Annotated in this window: 14 protein-coding genes and 1 CRISPR repeat array; of the genes, 7 read left to right on the forward strand and 7 right to left on the reverse strand. The window is 39.6% G+C overall.

The window, feature by feature from the left end; translation table 11 throughout:
• Positions 1-438: 438 nt before the first annotated feature.
• The 6 genes from F8S12_RS39520 to F8S12_RS39545 are packed head-to-tail and all read right to left on the reverse strand — an operon-like array spanning position 439 to position 7,378.
• Complete coding sequence (locus F8S12_RS39520; RefSeq protein WP_196521744.1) at positions 439-1,977, reverse strand: hypothetical protein; 1,539 nt, start codon at positions 1,975-1,977, stop codon at positions 439-441.
• A gap of 2 nt (positions 1,978-1,979) precedes the next feature.
• On the reverse strand, positions 1,980-3,590 hold the full coding sequence (locus F8S12_RS39525) for a hypothetical protein (RefSeq protein WP_196521745.1): 1,611 nt from the start codon (positions 3,588-3,590) through the stop codon (positions 1,980-1,982).
• Positions 3,583-3,993: a hypothetical protein gene (locus F8S12_RS39530; RefSeq protein ID WP_196521746.1), complete on the reverse strand. Its 411-nt coding sequence runs from the start codon at positions 3,991-3,993 to the stop codon at positions 3,583-3,585. The genes F8S12_RS39525 and F8S12_RS39530 overlap by 8 nt, the downstream gene beginning before the upstream one ends.
• 4 nt (positions 3,994-3,997) lie before the next feature.
• Positions 3,998-4,834, reverse strand: coding sequence for an RAMP superfamily CRISPR-associated protein (locus F8S12_RS39535; RefSeq protein ID WP_196521747.1), 837 nt, complete (start codon positions 4,832-4,834; stop codon positions 3,998-4,000).
• Position 4,835: 1 nt separating this feature from the next.
• Positions 4,836-5,828, reverse strand: coding sequence for a CRISPR-associated protein (locus tag F8S12_RS39540; RefSeq protein WP_196521748.1), 993 nt, complete (start codon positions 5,826-5,828; stop codon positions 4,836-4,838).
• Positions 5,813-7,378, reverse strand: a complete 1,566-nt coding sequence (locus F8S12_RS39545) for a Cas10/Cmr2 second palm domain-containing protein (RefSeq protein WP_196521749.1) — start codon at positions 7,376-7,378, stop codon at positions 5,813-5,815. Before F8S12_RS39545 ends, F8S12_RS39540 begins: the two co-directional genes overlap by 16 nt.
• A gap of 1,126 nt (positions 7,379-8,504) precedes the next feature.
• On the opposite strand from F8S12_RS39545, the gene F8S12_RS39550 reads away from it, so the two are divergent.
• The 4 genes from F8S12_RS39550 (at position 8,505) to cas2 (ending at position 13,956) form a co-directional block, all read left to right on the forward strand.
• The gene (locus F8S12_RS39550) at positions 8,505-10,580 is read left to right on the forward strand and encodes a WYL domain-containing protein (RefSeq protein ID WP_196521750.1); all 2,076 of its coding nucleotides are present in this window, start codon (positions 8,505-8,507) and stop codon (positions 10,578-10,580) included.
• 561 nt (positions 10,581-11,141) lie between these two features.
• Positions 11,142-12,077: direct repeats of the CRISPR family, unit length 36 nt; unit sequence GTTTCCATTAATTCCACTTCTCCGAAGAGAAGCGAC.
• A 297-nt stretch (positions 12,078-12,374) separates the two neighbouring features.
• Positions 12,375-12,638 carry a CRISPR-associated protein Csx18 gene (csx18, locus tag F8S12_RS39555; protein ID WP_196516086.1) on the forward strand — a complete coding sequence of 88 codons (264 nt, stop codon included), beginning with the start codon at positions 12,375-12,377 and terminating at the stop codon, positions 12,636-12,638.
• A 46-nt stretch (positions 12,639-12,684) separates the two neighbouring features.
• Positions 12,685-13,677 carry a CRISPR-associated endonuclease Cas1 gene (cas1, locus tag F8S12_RS39560; protein WP_196516085.1) on the forward strand — a complete coding sequence of 331 codons (993 nt, stop codon included), beginning with the start codon at positions 12,685-12,687 and terminating at the stop codon, positions 13,675-13,677.
• Positions 13,678-13,956, forward strand: a complete 279-nt coding sequence (cas2, locus tag F8S12_RS39565; protein WP_196516084.1) for a CRISPR-associated endonuclease Cas2 — start codon at positions 13,678-13,680, stop codon at positions 13,954-13,956.
• A gap of 232 nt (positions 13,957-14,188) precedes the next feature.
• Here cas2 and F8S12_RS39570 read toward each other — a convergent pair whose 3' ends face one another.
• On the reverse strand, positions 14,189-14,452 hold the full coding sequence (locus F8S12_RS39570) for a helix-turn-helix domain-containing protein (RefSeq protein ID WP_196516083.1): 264 nt from the start codon (positions 14,450-14,452) through the stop codon (positions 14,189-14,191).
• Between the two features lie 96 nt (positions 14,453-14,548).
• Here F8S12_RS39570 and F8S12_RS39575 point away from each other — a divergent pair, with 96 nt between their 5' ends.
• From F8S12_RS39575 to F8S12_RS39585, 3 genes are all read left to right on the forward strand, one after another.
• A complete protein-coding gene (locus F8S12_RS39575) occupies positions 14,549-14,860 on the forward strand; it encodes a hypothetical protein (protein ID WP_196516082.1) in 312 nt (103 codons plus the stop codon).
• Positions 14,853-15,137: a helix-turn-helix domain-containing protein gene (locus F8S12_RS39580; protein WP_196516081.1), complete on the forward strand. Its 285-nt coding sequence runs from the start codon at positions 14,853-14,855 to the stop codon at positions 15,135-15,137. Before F8S12_RS39575 ends, F8S12_RS39580 begins: the two co-directional genes overlap by 8 nt.
• Before the next feature lie 105 nt (positions 15,138-15,242).
• Positions 15,243-15,634 (forward strand): hypothetical protein (locus F8S12_RS39585; RefSeq protein WP_196521751.1); only part of this gene is annotated, 392 nt, incomplete at its 3' end.

A 15,634-nucleotide genomic window follows, 5' to 3' on the forward strand; every position in this document is an offset into this window, starting at 1 on the left:
ATTAATTCCACTTCTCCGAAGAGAAGCGACAGTATTAATATTTAGTGGGCATGATTTACCAGACACGGAGTTTCCATTAATTCCACTTCTCCGAAGAGAAGCGACCCCTCTTATTTAACCCCTTACGCAGCCTGATGTCCAGATGCCATTTGCGACGGGGTATAAAGTTACAGCCAAATTTAACCATATTACATACATATAAAAACCCTGAAACCCTTAGACAGCAAGACATCGGCGGGGTCAACGAAATAACAAGCATTTCCCGCTTTTGCTGACCCCGCCGCAAGAGCTTCCACTCTAGAAAGCAAAAAGTATATCCTTGACCATAGCAAAGATTATTCGATCACCAAAAGACCCATAGAAATTCCCGATAATAGGGATGTCGCATTCCAAGTTTCCGGCTGTTTCTATACTCTCATTTTTTTATATCTTTACCTGTTAAATAAGAGAGTCTGCTACTTCTTGAAGTTTCTTATTCAACTTCTCTCTTTTATAAGGAAGTTTAAAATAGTTTATCGCCTCTAAGAATGGCTGTTTAACAGAATTTACATAGGTAGTCATTACATCAGGTGCTTCATACTTTTCGTATCCTAATAGATAGCTTATCACTTCCTGCTCTTCTACACCACGCAAATTGTGCATTAGTTGATTACGAAGATCATCATTAGCATCCCTATTTTTATAACAATACCATCTGAGTAAAGGCCAATCATGAAAATTATTATCTATATTCTTTAACCAATCAATGAGCGAATCATTTTTATTAATTATTCCAAAGTTATTATTGATTTTCTCAACTGGAAATTTAAGAATTTTTAGAATATCGATTTTAAAAGTATTGGTTTCATTTTTGATAGATTTAGATAAATGTAACCCTAGTGGAACCCATTCAATTAATTCGGAGACATTTCGAGTATCTCCATTTAATAAATTGATAGTTTTATTAATCATCGCTACTTGTGATAAAATAGCTACTTTTAAAAAGGTTTCTTGAGCAGCAGCAAGGAGAGTAATCCCTTGAAGATAATTTTTTTGATTGAAGAAAAAGCCTATGAGATCAAGAGCATCAACAATGCGCTGGGTAGCTTGCGTAATTTCAAAATCTTGTCCGCTATCCATTAGAGTACTATGGAGATTAAAGAAATCAACGATCTTCTCTAAGCTAGCTATAGCAGCTTTGTCTATTCTATCTATATCTTCTAAAATTTTGAGCGCAGCGCCAGGGAAACCTCCTATAATCAACTGCTTTGCTTTTTGAATCTGTATTCCCCGCCAATAATTAGAGCTTTCAATAGCTTCTGATTTGGATTTTTGCTGGTAATTTTCATCAAAATATTCATTACTAACTAAAAATTTAACGTTTTTGAATTTACCTAAGCTGACAAATTGTATAGCAGAAGATATGGCTGGTGTTCCAGCTTGGTGACTAACATAAACAGGTTTTAGTGGATTAGAGTCTAACTTACGGAATTCTTCTTCTCCCAAAGAAAGGGTTTCATTCCAATTATCTATACCTTTATTACCATTTTTTGGTGCAAGATATAAAAATTCTAATTGACAGTTAAATTTTCTTTGTAAATACCACTCGAATAGAGGCTTAAGTGTACAAGTGTCTTGCCAATAGGGACACTTTTCATAAATAATTTGGTCTTGTTTAAATATTTCAGTTTGGTCTGTAAGTAAAATTATAATTCTTTCCAGTTTAATGTTATTTTCTAGAAAATATTCATAATAAGTATCAAGAAGTGTAAATTCTAAATCTGAGTCGTATTTATCTGGTTTATTGCCATAGACTATACCTAAAAGCCTAGCACTTACTCGATATCCCGCCTCTTTATTATAAGGATCTTTCGGGGTAGGTGGAGCAAACTCTGTACACTCCAAATCATATCTAACTTCACTATATAAACTTCCCCAACTTTTGTTATGTTTGAGGAGGACATCGCTATTACCCGTTGTGACAATCCAAATACTCATATTTACTCTCCCCAAAGTTTGGTAAACTCGCTGGTTGCTAAGAAAGCTAAAAATTCTTCTGTTCTCTCATCTTTTTTATCAGGGAAAATGGTGAGTAGCTCTATAAACTCTTTTCCCCTACGCTTCATTTCTCCTTCTTTGTTTTTGATATAACGCGGGTACATACGATGCCAAATTCTACCAATTTGACTCATTTTACCTGTGAGACTTGAGCCTTTAATTGATTTGCTCCCTTGGTAATTACCGTGAAACCATCTCACAGCTAAACTATCATCTTCATCTTTTGCAATGCGTCCCCAGACTTGAACTTTTTGCGGATGGAATGATTCCCGCCAAGAAGTTAATTTATTACTTGGGGTTTTATCTTTTAATTTCAGCCAGTTATTTACAGTCTTATGAATATCATTCAGAATATTAGTGATATGACTGAGGCTATTTACTGGGAAGTAGTATTGATTTGATTGCTTAGGGAATTCCCAATGACAACCTATCATGGGTTTACCATTTAAATAGTCTGGAAAGAATAGACGATGGTCAATGCGTCGCCACGATTTACCAAAGCCACCAAGCAGCATAGTAAATCTTAAAATTTGTGTTGCTAATGTTTTTAATTCTTTTTTGTATTCTTTTGAGGTATCGCCCATGCTAAGAATATTTAAAGTTCCTGCATTTAATTCATAAATAGGCATGGTTACATTGCCATACCGATATACATCCATTTCTAAATCAACAGCATTAAAAGCAATTCCTAGCTGTCCGACAACAGCACCATTTCTCCCTGCAAATCCTCCCCAAAGTTCTCTAGTTAATTCTTCGGCTGTATTTTCATCAGTAATGCCACTAAATAACCGCAGGGTATGACCACGTAAAGCAGCTTTAAAAATATTGGGGCGAAACTCGCCTGTTTTATCAATTAATTGTGAGGCTAACCCTTGTCCACGCAGATTAACAGAGACTAATTTGGTTTCTGGGTGATTTATCGGTTGACCATAACCAGCACTAACTCTAGAACCAATACCTCGTTCTATAGCTTTATCCCAAATACTCCAGATAGTCTCCCATTCACTGGCTTCTAGTGCTTCGGTGCTGGAAATGCCGAATATTAAAGTAGGTTGATAGAGGGATATCTGAATAAATGCTGAGTGGCTATCGTTATTTTTAATTTGCCAATTTTGTTGAGGATGAACTACATCAATTAATGGTTGGTCAGCCCACGTTGCATCTTTAGGATAACCCCCATGAAAGCGAAGAATTCCCGGTATGGTATCGTTGCCAGTCAGTTTTCCACCGCAATATCTTGCACCCTGTTCTGAGCTACAAGCACGTAAAAAAGCGCCTTTCATGCTTGCGCCTGGGTAAAATGGAAATCCCTTAGCGGCGATGACTGGTCGAATTATATCTTCATCTTGGCCACTGTTAGAAACAAAGCGCCAAGTTATTTTATATTCTTTTGTTTTAACATTGGTGTTAAATGTAGGAGGGTCGATTGCAGAACCTTCTACCCATTCATCAACCCATCTCTCAGACTGTTCGGGATTCTTGATATATTGAATCTGTCCGCGCCCTGAGATTTGCGCTTGAAACATTAAGGGAACTTCATTACTATTATTCATCTGCAAATCCTGATTTTTTGTAGCGCTGAGTCCACCAAACTAAACTGTCGCAGAATTGAGTAAGAACAGCTAAACAAATTCTTTGGTCTTCAATGGGAAGTTCCCATAATTTGGCGGCGAACTGCTGAATTTTTGGGGTGTCATTATTGCTGACATCTTCTTGAGGAAGCTTAATTCCAGCCAGTTGCATGATCTTGACAAAGCTTTTCCACGTATCGCGCCAATATTCGCCTTTGGCTTTTTCTTTATCTAAAAGTCGCAATTGTTCTCCCCAAAACCTCTCTAAGCCGTAAGCTACAGTTATTCGCATTTTGTGAGATTGACCAATAACACCTTTTTGGTCGCGGTGTTTGAGGACTAGGCGTTGTGCTTCTTGGTCTAAGTCGTAAGATTTCCAAGTCATATATTCACACCCCATTTAAAGTTAAACTACAGTGACCAAAACCAATGGATTCTAAACCACCAAGATAAATGTCTGTGCTTTGAGTACCATTTAAGGGTTCCCATTGCTTCCCTGACTTATCATCTTTGATGGCGATGGGAAATACTAAAATAGTTCCTTCTGGTAAGGCTTCGGTGTTAAAGAAGCCACCACCATCGACTACCTTTTGATCGGGTTTTAAGCGCACGCGACTTTGACGATATAAAGCCATGTCATGAATCATGGAAATATCACTATCGTCTACGATCACTGCTGGCTTTTCTTTTCCTGATGGGAACCAGGGGGATAAGTCTACGGTTTTGTTGATGGTCAGAAAACCTAAGTTGAAAAACAGGGTTTTTTTGCCTTGAGATTCTCGCGCTTTTAAGTTCTTTGAGCCTGTATAGGGATCTGGTATATCTATTTCCTTGAGAGATTTACCATTAAATTTGACAGTATCACCAGCAATTCTTTGGTAACGTTGGAGTAAGCGTGGGCTACTTACCCACACAATTGGTTGACCAGGACAAAAGACTGGTAGCCAGAGAATAGAAGCGTATTCAAATTTGATGATAGACTCGTTATTAATTTCTGATTGTTCTGAACCGGCTTCATTGCCATACCAATAATTTGCTGCTTGTTCTCCATTTAACAGGCGCATTTCTGAACGCAGGCGACCGCGAATCGAACTACCGGGAAGAATACCTGTTTGAGTAAATTGGTCGCGGAAGATGAGGTTTAAATTACCGCTTTCCTCTCCAGCAGTTGCACCGACGTGCAGAGGTGCTAAGGTTTCAATAATTCCATAAGCTTTTTTGTACATTTTAGGCGACTCCTTTAATTTCTGTTGGCAAACATAAACCGCAACCTACACGTTTAAGGCTGTAACCTTCTTTGGGAAACCATGCTTCATCCCATGACCACCAAGGTTTATTTAAAGGTTCTGCAAGCACATAAACACTACCAGCCGGAACCGCGTAACGTCCCCTCCCTAAATTCCCTTTGGCGCGGTAACGGTAGGGTAATGGTTTATCTGTTAGCATTTCTACGGTTTCAGGGAAGCTTTCATGTTGAGGATGGCGGTGAGAGAAACGGTTAGAACCCCATGTAGCTGGTGTAATTAAGGCAAAGGTGCGTTCTATTGGCTGATTTAATAGATTTAAAAATTTCTTATTTTTGATGTCCTCACATTCTATTTCGACAACGTGATTTTCACCACCAAAACGATACCAGCCGTTTTCTATAGGATATGTTGATAGATAAACTAAACAGGTATCGTCTGCCATTTGGACAGAATTTTCTAGAAAAAGCCCGTCGGAGTTTTCTACACACCGCTCAGTTGCTTTAATTTTGGGATGCAAAAAAGAAACATATTTCCAAGGATTATCAGCAACAGATTTATATTCATTAGTCCTGATTGCTTTAGCTGGAGTCCCCCAAGAATCTATCGTTTGCCAACGATAATCTGGTTCTAGTTTCTCGCTTTTATTTTCTAGCTCCCATTTACCATCCTTTAATTGCCACTCATCAACGGCTTTTTTGGCAATTATTTTATGCCAAGGGATAGGAATATAAAAATTTTGTCTTTCGTTGTATTTCCCCCAAAATGGGCCTGCAACACATAGGTTAGTACTCAACTCACTTTGAGTAAACTTTTCTGTTGTCTTGTTAACGCTAAACATTAAACCTGAGAGTGTTGCGGCTTCTGGAGGGAATTTAGCACCAGAACGACCCACTAGATTTTCTGGTGAAAGAAATGCACCTGCACTTCCATACATTAATCCCAAGGGACGAATAGTGATTAGGTATTTGAACATAAATGCCAGCCTACTTTAATTAAATTGCTAATCCAATCAATTGTGGCTTTTGCTCTGTCATAAGGAGCATCTTCATCATCAAAACCCACAAGATGTTTAGCACGTTCATAATTTAGTAATTCTTTGCCTTCCCCTGGAAAGTAAATATCAAAGAATTCAATGGCGAATTTTTCGACAAAGCTCTTTTTATCTACATTAAAAGCACGTCGGCATTCTAATTGAGCTAAATCTTGATAAATGTGACTCCAGTTAGCTTTTTTCTCTCTGTCTTGATACTTGGTCAAAATATTTAAATAATCCCAAGGACAAGTCCACTGCACATATTGACCACTGTTAAAGACAATTCGGATGGTAACTCGTCCACGCCCTGAAGATTTAGCTAGCTTTTCTGCCTCACGACAATGTTGTAAAATATCTCTTTGGGGAACGCTAGAACCTGCCCAAACAAATCCGACGCTTAAACCTATCTTTTGTCCATGTCTTTCCCAGATTTGGGGTAATGTAATTAACCATGCAAAAGCTTGCTGGGCTGTAATTGGTTCTTGATCTTTGTCTCGATAAATTACGCCTAAAAAATCGTCTCCACCTGCATAAACTACCCGACCCATTTCTTGGGGGAAGTCTCTGCTAAAGTCTTTCCCCCAAAGACGCATCGCTTGACTAAACTTTTTCAGATCATCATCACCATTTTGTGAGTCTGCTAATTCCTTTAGGTGTTTCCCAACTTCATCGCCATCACCCATAAACCAACCTGTCCAGCGTCCTTTAGCTTGCTCATTTTTGGCTTCGGGGCCTCGATAAATTTCGCTGAAGCTTTCTAGTTTAGACATCCCTAAATTGTTGGCGATTTCTGGTAGGGTGACTAAACGTTTAACTAATTCAGGTATACTTAATTTCTCATTTGGGGCAAAAAAATTACCTTTTGGTTCTGCTTCTGGAGGACAATTTTCTAATGCACAGGCAAGGCGTTTATAAAAGGTTTTGATATCATCTTTTTCTATAGTCCACTGGCGATTTTTAGGATTTCTCGCTTCTCCACCTAATCCCGGAAATGCAATTCCATCCGTACCTGTTAAACTAGAACTCTCCCCAATCCAGTTGACGGCAGTCCACCCCCGGCGAAGTTTGTGGGTTTCTAAATCATCCATTGCCGCTTGAATACTGTCGCCTTCTCCCCAAAAAATTTCCCAGGCGTGGTTTCCCCAGTTTGCCCACTCCCTTTCCCAATGGTATGTATAGTCAGGTAATTTCTCCTCTATCCAGCACCGACATTCCTTCAACATTCCCTTCCATACGGACAATAAGGTTTTTTCCACCTCTGATTTTGAAAATACTCCCTTAATAAGAATGCGATTTGGCATTCCTTTTTGGAGGTTAGGAATTGCTGGGGAAATGACTATTGTAGTTTTTTCAGCTTCTTTTACTAGCTGCTGGCTAAGATAGGAGAGAATCAGAGATGCACCATACAAGTCTCGGAGTTTACGGGATTTCTCGATAAACCCTTGCACCGGAGCAAAGGTTATTGCTGTATATTTGGCCACGTTTACCATAATTACTGGATGCGGTCTTGTCTAAATTACAGTAAGAAATTGAACTTTTACTCAGTAGTTATACTTTGTAATAATTCTTGGTTTGTCAATTAATCGCTTAGTTTTCAGAGGTAAGCTAGGAATAAAATAAGCCAATTAAGCACATATAGTATTTAAGGTTTTGTGCAAGTTTGGAATTATATAGCACTAGGGGAATTACTGTGACATTTACATCTTCTCGGAAAAATCGAGAATGTAAATACCTTTTCATGCGAATGACGAAATATTTTTTGGATGTCTGAGCAAGATTTAATTGTGTAGCCTGTTAAGGTATTGCATTTTTGTGAGATGATTTATGTCACGCAGAGGCGCAGACGCGGAGAGAAGATGAGGAGTTTTAGATTTTAATACATCAATTCCATCGCCTGTTTCTGCAAAACCACTGTTAATTATTGACTATCAACGGGAAATTTGAGACGTTCATCGACACCACTCACCAAATCGCCAAAACCCTATATTTTTCGTTGAGTGGTGTCGATTGCTTACTGGGTAAGGATTTGAGGTATGCGTGTTTTTAAATTTTACACAACATAATATAATGTTTTTTAGAGTGGTGTCGATTTGGTGGCTGAAAGCCTTACGGGGCAAAGCCTCCTAAACGAACTCCCTACCGATTGGGTTAAATCGGAATTAATGGAAACAAAATACTTCAGGTCTGAGTGGTTGTAAATTAAAACCCTACCGATTGGGTTAAATCGGAATTAATGGAAACTTCGTAATCCGCCTTCACAAATTGGGCATTACCGAGCAACAGCCCTACCGATTGGGTTAAATCGGAATTAATGGAAACCCAATTATACAGAACGAAAAACCCGAACTATTTACCTAACCCCTACCGATTGGGTTAAATCGGAATTAATGGAAACTTTACTTCTTCCGCCGTGAATGGAGCCACGGAAGCCTTGCCCTACCGATTGGGTTAAATCGGAATTAGTAAAAAACAATCCGATTACTTAGCTTCTCTCTTTCAGAAGCTAAGTTAATTCAACCCTTCATTAATACCGTCGTCATTCGCTTGAAAGGGCTAGACAACAAACAAATAACAGTTAAAAGTTAAAGTAGAAAAACTTTTAGCCTTGAACTTCTGATGATCTGTCACTTCCTCATCGGTATCCCCGGTAGTGGGAAAACCACATTCGCGGTCGAGTTAGCAAAACTGGGGAATTATCGCATTGTCTCCACTGATGCAATTCGCCAACAACTCTACGGCGATCCAAGTATCCAGGGTGAGTGGAGTCAGATAGAAAAAAAAGTAATTTCTGAGATTGTTGATGCAGTTGCTCAAGGTGATTCCGTAATCTATGACGCTACCAATGCCAAGCGTGTATGGCGGATGGATTTGTTAAAAAAGCTAAATTCATCTGTTGCTTGCCTTGCAGAGCATCGGGAAGAGGTTTTGTGGATGGGGTGGTATTTGCAAACCCCGATTGCAACTTGCAAGTTGTGGAACCAAAAGCGCACCCGACAAGTTCCAGACATGATCATTGAGAATATGCAAAAATCTCTCCAAGACTTTCCGCCAATAGCTGCGGAGGGATTTGCAACTGTCAAAGAAATCGATGTCACGTCGCCAAAGTTCGACATTCAACAAATTCCAACCCAAATCCAACAGCTTCCTCGTACCCTTACCAACCGTGCTAATCGTAATCACCACATTACTTTACACGGTTATAGTAAGCTGCTGGACTTTGAGCGCTTAATGCATTTAATTTCTCTAATTATTCGCTATCCAGGAATTGGAAATCTGCAAACCACTCACCCCAGTTTGCTAGAAAGCATTTTGAATAATGCTCCTATGTTTGCAAGTTCTTTAGAGGAAGTTACCGCCTTAATGGATAAATTATGCGGTACTATTTACGCTAATAAAAATGCCATCGGATTTGACTTACACTGGCTACAACAAAATTCCCTCATTGGAGTCAATAGTATTGCCCCTTCTTCTGGCATTACCGTACCACCCGATCACTCTATTACCCTATCGACTTTTGTAACTCATGCTTATTCTGACTACGACAGCTTTCGGAGGTTGATACAAATCATTCGCTTGATTCTCCACCACCCATTTTTGCAAGAGACAGGGAAGGGGAGCCTGCAAACGCTCGTGTCTGCACTAAGAGAAAATGGGATTATCGACGGCGATGGTTTAGATACTGTCCGCAAGGACATTGAAAAGGTTCTCAAGCCATACAAAATTTTACCAGAATTTCCCCTCAGAGATGGCTACTTTGCAGGGACAGCGATTTTATCAACACATGAATTAACCAAAGTCTTTGATGTTCTCCAGTCTCAGGCTAAAAGCCTTGATGATCCTGTAGCGTTGGAGATTTATGAGACTTTCGCTACCCGGATGCTAAAAAGTAAGTTAGGAGTCAGTAACGTGTATCCGGTACGGGCGATTGCTAATCGCAATATGATTGACCCAGAGTTTTTACCAACTGATGCTCTTTCTAGGAATTTAGAGCAATTGGAAGAGGCAATAGCTAAAGGACAATTACTGGAATTAAATCGCTTTTCTGGCGGCGGTAAGTTTGTTCTTGATGAGGAAAGTTTTTTTTTAGCATTCCCCTTGCAAATTGTGTTTTGTAACCAAGCCTGGTATTTAGGTTTTGAGTGTGAAGATGGAAAATATGCAGGACTGTTTCGGTTTGAGCGTTTGGATAGATTGTTTGTAGGCCAATTTCAAGGAAGATTCCGTTCTAAACAGGAACAAGAAAAATCATTACAGAAATTACAGAACCTTTCTGCTGCTAGCGCCGGGATTTTTTTGGGGTATAGTGCGAGTGACCAACGTCAGTTTCTCAGCCACGATAAACAAGAACGTTCTCAGGCTTGTGTGACAGTGGAACTGTGGTTTAACGACGCTATATTCCGGTTTATTGCTGAAGGCACTAAGAGATTCCCTGCAAGACAAATGAATATGTCTCCACCTGTAGAGGGCGGAAGATTAATGTTACCTAAGTCAATTTTCTGCCTGAAGAAAACTACAAATAAACAGTTTCCCAATCGCTTTCGGGTGGTATTGCCTATATGGTATTTGGGTGATGTGGAGTTTCTGCGGTGGATTGTTGGTTTTGGCGGTAATGTGAAAGTAGTGCAACCAGAGAAATTGCTGGTTAAGGTTAAGGAAATGGGTGAGGCGATTGTTAGGGTTTATGAGCAGTGAGAAATAAAAACATATATTTAAAAATACTTTTAAAGGTCTGGATATAAATATCCAGACCTTTTTATTTGGAGAAATTCCACTCTTAATTTAATTAATTCCTCTTCTGATTAGAGAAGCGATAAGAAAGTGCGAGAAAGGGTATGCTTGTGGCTCAACTTGCATGTTTCCATTAATTCCACTTCTCCGAAGAGAAGCGACGACCTTACAAGCTTTAGAGATACTGATAAATTAGAAACGTTTCCATTAATTCCACTTCTCCGAAGAGAAGCGACAACTCTGAAGCTAAAAAGGTACGCGACGCTGATCAAGGGTTTCCATTAATTCCACTTCTCCGAAGAGAAGCGACTAAACATACATCAACTATACAGATACTTAAACTAATTAAGTTTCCATTAATTCCACTTCTCCGAAGAGAAGCGACATTTCTTGAACATATCGGAGCAGCTAAATATATCGATCAGTTTCCATTACAGCGCTTCCGGCTATTATGCAATATAGTTTTCTTCTTGCCTCTCTCCTATCATCGCTTTCAGCTTTTAGGATGTACCTCATAGCTGCCGCAAGTGCTGTAATTCCACTTCTCCGAAGAGAAGCGACCTTCTACATGCTAAACACAGAGAAGACTTAGATGAAAATATCACTAGTTTCCATTAATTCCACTTCTCCGAAGAGAAGCGACAAAAAACGATAAATGGATTATTGAGCAGGCTGAAAACAGTTTCCATTAATTCCACTTCTCCGAAGAGAAGCGACCCGGAGGTGAACCCGCTAAGTTAAGTATTGCACTCTGGAATGTGTTTCCATTAATTCCACTTCTCCGAAGAGAAGCGACTTTTTTTTGAACGCTTCGCGCTAAAGAGACTTGTACTATTGTTTCCATTAATTCCACTTCTCCGAAGAGAAGCGACCAAACTAGCATTAGGGCGACGCATCACTGAGGTAGACAAGTTTCCATTAATTCCACTTCTCCGAAGAGAAGCGACCTACTAAAAGTTTAGTCATGATAATCACAAAAATAAGTTATTGTGAAGGTTTCCATTAATTCCACTTCTCCGAAGAGAAGCGACACAATCAGCAAAACCCTTTATCAAATGGCTACCACGTTTCCATTAATTCCACTTCTCCGAAGAGAAGCGACATATGTCTATTATATCATTGCACAAGTGTCAAATCGTTTCCATTAATTCCACTTCTCCGAAGAGAAGCGACAACGTTATCTCTGAAGTAATTGGAGAAGATATAGTTAGTTTCCATTAATTCCACTTCTCCGAAGAGAAGCGACTATCTCAACAAACCCACGATGCCCTCAAAGTTAAATGGTTTCCATTAATTCCACTTCTCCGAAGAGAAGCGACTGCGAATTCTTAGGCGTTATGACCCGCTCTGAGATGTTTCCATTAATTCCACTTCTCCGAAGAGAAGCGACATTTCTATTACTTCAATCAACGGGGTAGATTTCTAGTTTCCATTAATTCCACTTCTCCGAAGAGAAGCGACCCCTCTTATTTAAACCCTTATGGTGTCTGATGTCCAGATGCCATTTGCGGCGGGGTCGGTGAATAGAGAAATTTTTACCTTTACAAGGAAATATAAAAACCCTGAAATCCTTGTACAGAGAGACATCGGCAGGGTCAACGAGAACATAGGCATTTCCAAGTTTTGCCGACCCCGCCGCAGGTAAATTAAAAAACTTAGTAAATTTGTCATTCGCATGAAACCACTAGCAGGATCTCAAACCAGCACCTACTTTTGAAGTATGGATAAAAAAGAAAGAAGCATCAAACATCATAATTTATGTATATCTCTTCCCGCGCTGCATTAATCCGTAATCTTGGAATAGCCTTACTCAACGGTGCTATCACTTTAATTATCCTGTTGATAGCACCTTTGGGGCTAGCAGCAGTAATCATCAATACAATCTTGATTACCATTGCCAGCTTTGTGAACGCTACAGCAGGTGATGCTGTAGTGAATTTTTTGCAACCATCCCAAATTAAAACGTTGCAAGCCGAAATCATTTCCCAACAGTCACAACTGACCAAAGAAAGTAAAAAATAACTAACAATATTTTAAGCGTTTTCCTTTGATATTATCTTGAAATTTTATGCGGACACTGTACGTCTCCCGACAAGGTTGTTATATCAGCCTCAAAGCAGAAACCCTAATTATCAAACAAGGAGAAACTATTCATGGCGAAGTACAATTACCATTGCTGGAACAAATACTAATATTTGGTAAATCTCAAATCACTACCCAGGCGATTCGTACTTGTCTATGGCGAAATATCCCTATCGCCTACCTATCCCGCATGGGATACTGCTATGGTCGGCTCATGCCAATTGAACGAGGATATCGTCAATTATCTCGTTATCAGCAACAATTAACAGCAATCGAACGCTTGTTAGCAGCTAGAAAAATTGTCCAAGCCAAACTGAAAAATAGCCGTACATTTTTACAGAGACAACAACGGCGTAACCCATCCGAAACGACTGAAATTGCTATAAAAAGTTTAGAAGTTTTGGGACAAAAATCAGGAGAAGCTGAAACGATAGAGCGATTGATGGGATTAGAAGGGGCTGGTGCAGCGCAGTATTTTTCAGCCTTCGGTGAATGTTTAAATAATCACGATTTTGTATTTTTAGCGCGTAGCCGCCGTCCCCCAGGAAATCCAGTGAACGCCATGCTGAGTTTTGGCTACCAAATCCTTTGGAATCATTTGTTGACACTAATTGAACTTCAGGGGCTAGACCCTTACTACGCTTGTCTACATCAAGGTACAGAACGTCATGCTGCTCTTGCTTCCGATTTAATTGAAGAATTTCGCACTCCAATTATCGATTCTCTGGTACTTTGGTTAATCAATAGCAAAGTCATGGATACTCAAAAAGATTTTGAATATCATGATGGAGGTTGCTATCTGAATAACTTTGGTCGCCCAAAATATATTAAATATTTTTTACAACGCTTGTCAGAAGAAGTACAAAATTCTCAGGGAGAAAAACAACCTCGTTGGGATTTAATGACACAGCAAATTAAATCTTTTAAAGAATTCGTTTATCAGCCTAGCAAACTCTATAAGCCTTATGAAATTCGTTGAATGCTATTTTATATAATAGTATATGACATACCTTGCGATAAAAGACGCAAAAAAGTGTCTGATTTATTAGAAGGATATGGTCAACGAGTGCAATATTCAGTATTTGAATGTGTTCTTGACCAAAATAAATATAATGAACTGCGAAAAAGACTCCATAAACAAGTGAAAGTTTCAGAAGACAGCGTGCGGTTTTATCCCCTCAGCCTACACACCTTTAACCAAATTGAAACTTGGGGAGAACCACCAGTTACAGAACTCCCAGGTTCAACTATTATCTGATTTACTCCTCTTCGGTCACTCTGAAGAGAAGGAAGGTGCATACGAACGCCGATGGGGACTAAATAAAAAAGGTCTTGAAATTTCAACACGATCGTAGCTGAATGCAAGCCTTAGCGCACCAAGAAGCAATTACCGTTTGTTCCTGACGAATTTGGCACTTTATTAAATAGCCTGCTCAGATGTATAAGTGTCTGAGTTTTATGATGAATCATGAAATGCAGTATGCAACTGCTCAATAATCCTTCCGTGGTTCATTCTCAACCTGAATGCCGTAATTAATGAACATTGCCGGGATGGATATGTCTAGGGCGTTTGCTAGCTTTTCCATAGTTTCTAACGAAGGATTCAACTCACCTCTTTCCAGGTTGGATATGTAAGTACGATGAAGTTCAGCCCGTTCTGCTAGCTGCTCTTGAGAAAGATCCAGTTCACGCCTACGTCGTCTGACCGCTTTGCCAAAGCGCTGTTTAATACTTAGTTCATTTTTTTCACTCACTGCACAATGTTCAAAAAGTGCAGGGGATAAGTCTACATATTATAAATAACTAATTGTAGTGTATAAATAACATTAGAGATTAGTGCAAAAAATTTTATGCCTGAAATCCCCCTTCAAATACCGCCAGTTGCCTTACCAGAGCTTATTCCCAGCGAATTACCTCAGCAGAGATTTCGTCTCGGTGAATGGGTGCGATGGTTTCAAGTACCCAACGGTGACTTTGGCCGCGTCATCGGAGTAATCTACACCCAACAAGCCAGTTGCATTGCCACTGGCTTACATTACTTGGTTCTTTTAGATGAGCGCAGTCCCTCTCGTGACGCCTGTAGCTGTGACTTCGCTTTTGAGGAAGATATTGAACCCCTGGATAACTCATCATTGGAAGGGCTTCGGGGCAATCATGTTTGAAGCCCAAAAACCTGAGCAGTTGCTAGAACTGCATAACCAAATGTTCATGTCCCCCCAAGATTTTAGCTATCGTTGGGGATTGGGTTACGAAGAATTAGCAAAAATCTGTGCCATCTCTAAATCGACGGCTTATCACTGGTTGGGTGGACAAGCCAGCCGCCGAGAAGCTGGATTACCTTACCAGAGAATTATGGCTGTGGCTGATTTTCTTTTCACCAACGCCGAAGTAATTAACCCACTGTTAGAACAGTGGCATAATCCTCAACACCCGAATTAATCCTTCAGTTTTTGCAAATTGACAAAACTTTTCTTCATCACCTTGACTGACATAAAAAATAGGTAGTAGGGTGCAATTTATCGTCACCAGCCTACCCACTGTTCCATGAACCGCTCCAGCAATGACTCCTATTACCTGCCCTCCAGTATTGAATTGACAGAAAACCATGTCTTGATTCATCGCATGGCAATCCCTCTCAAAAATGCCATCAGCTACTTACAACAATTTCCCCACTCAGAATATGAGGATATTTGCCGGGATGCTTTTGAGCTAGGATTTCTTTGCTTGCAAACTGCTCAAACTCGTCAAGGCAATGAATTAATTAAGCAGCAGATGGAATCTTTATTGGTGGAGTTTCAGCGGTCGGTCAAAGTAATTGCAGAGTCTTTCCAGCAGGAATTAGTTAATCAAGTAGGGACAGATAATGGCCAATTATTAGCTCCACTCCAAACTCAAATTAATCTCACTTCAGCCATCCTCAATGAAAAACTCAATAG

It is taken from the genome of Nostoc sp. WHI, from assembly GCF_015714725.1.
GTDB lineage: Bacteria > Cyanobacteriota > Cyanobacteriia > Cyanobacteriales > Nostocaceae > Nostoc.

Excerpts from the sequence above, each read along its gene's own strand:
- F8S12_RS39520 (WP_196521744.1), bottom strand. The coding sequence starts at position 1,977 with ATGAGTATTTGGATTGTCACAACGGGTAATAGCGATGTCCTCCTCAAA.
- F8S12_RS39525 (WP_196521745.1), bottom strand. The coding sequence starts at position 3,590 with ATGAATAATAGTAATGAAGTTCCCTTAATGTTTCAAGCGCAAATCTCA.
- F8S12_RS39530 (WP_196521746.1), bottom strand. The coding sequence starts at position 3,993 with ATGACTTGGAAATCTTACGACTTAGACCAAGAAGCACAACGCCTAGTC.
- F8S12_RS39535 (WP_196521747.1), bottom strand. The coding sequence starts at position 4,834 with ATGTACAAAAAAGCTTATGGAATTATTGAAACCTTAGCACCTCTGCAC.
- F8S12_RS39540 (WP_196521748.1), bottom strand. The coding sequence starts at position 5,828 with ATGTTCAAATACCTAATCACTATTCGTCCCTTGGGATTAATGTATGGA.
- F8S12_RS39545 (WP_196521749.1), bottom strand. The coding sequence starts at position 7,378 with ATGGTAAACGTGGCCAAATATACAGCAATAACCTTTGCTCCGGTGCAA.
- F8S12_RS39550 (WP_196521750.1), top strand. The coding sequence starts at position 8,505 with ATGATCTGTCACTTCCTCATCGGTATCCCCGGTAGTGGGAAAACCACA.
- csx18 (WP_196516086.1), top strand. The coding sequence starts at position 12,375 with ATGTATATCTCTTCCCGCGCTGCATTAATCCGTAATCTTGGAATAGCC.
- cas1 (WP_196516085.1), top strand. The coding sequence starts at position 12,685 with ATGCGGACACTGTACGTCTCCCGACAAGGTTGTTATATCAGCCTCAAA.
- cas2 (WP_196516084.1), top strand. The coding sequence starts at position 13,678 with ATGCTATTTTATATAATAGTATATGACATACCTTGCGATAAAAGACGC.
- F8S12_RS39575 (WP_196516082.1), top strand. The coding sequence starts at position 14,549 with ATGCCTGAAATCCCCCTTCAAATACCGCCAGTTGCCTTACCAGAGCTT.
- F8S12_RS39580 (WP_196516081.1), top strand. The coding sequence starts at position 14,853 with ATGTTTGAAGCCCAAAAACCTGAGCAGTTGCTAGAACTGCATAACCAA.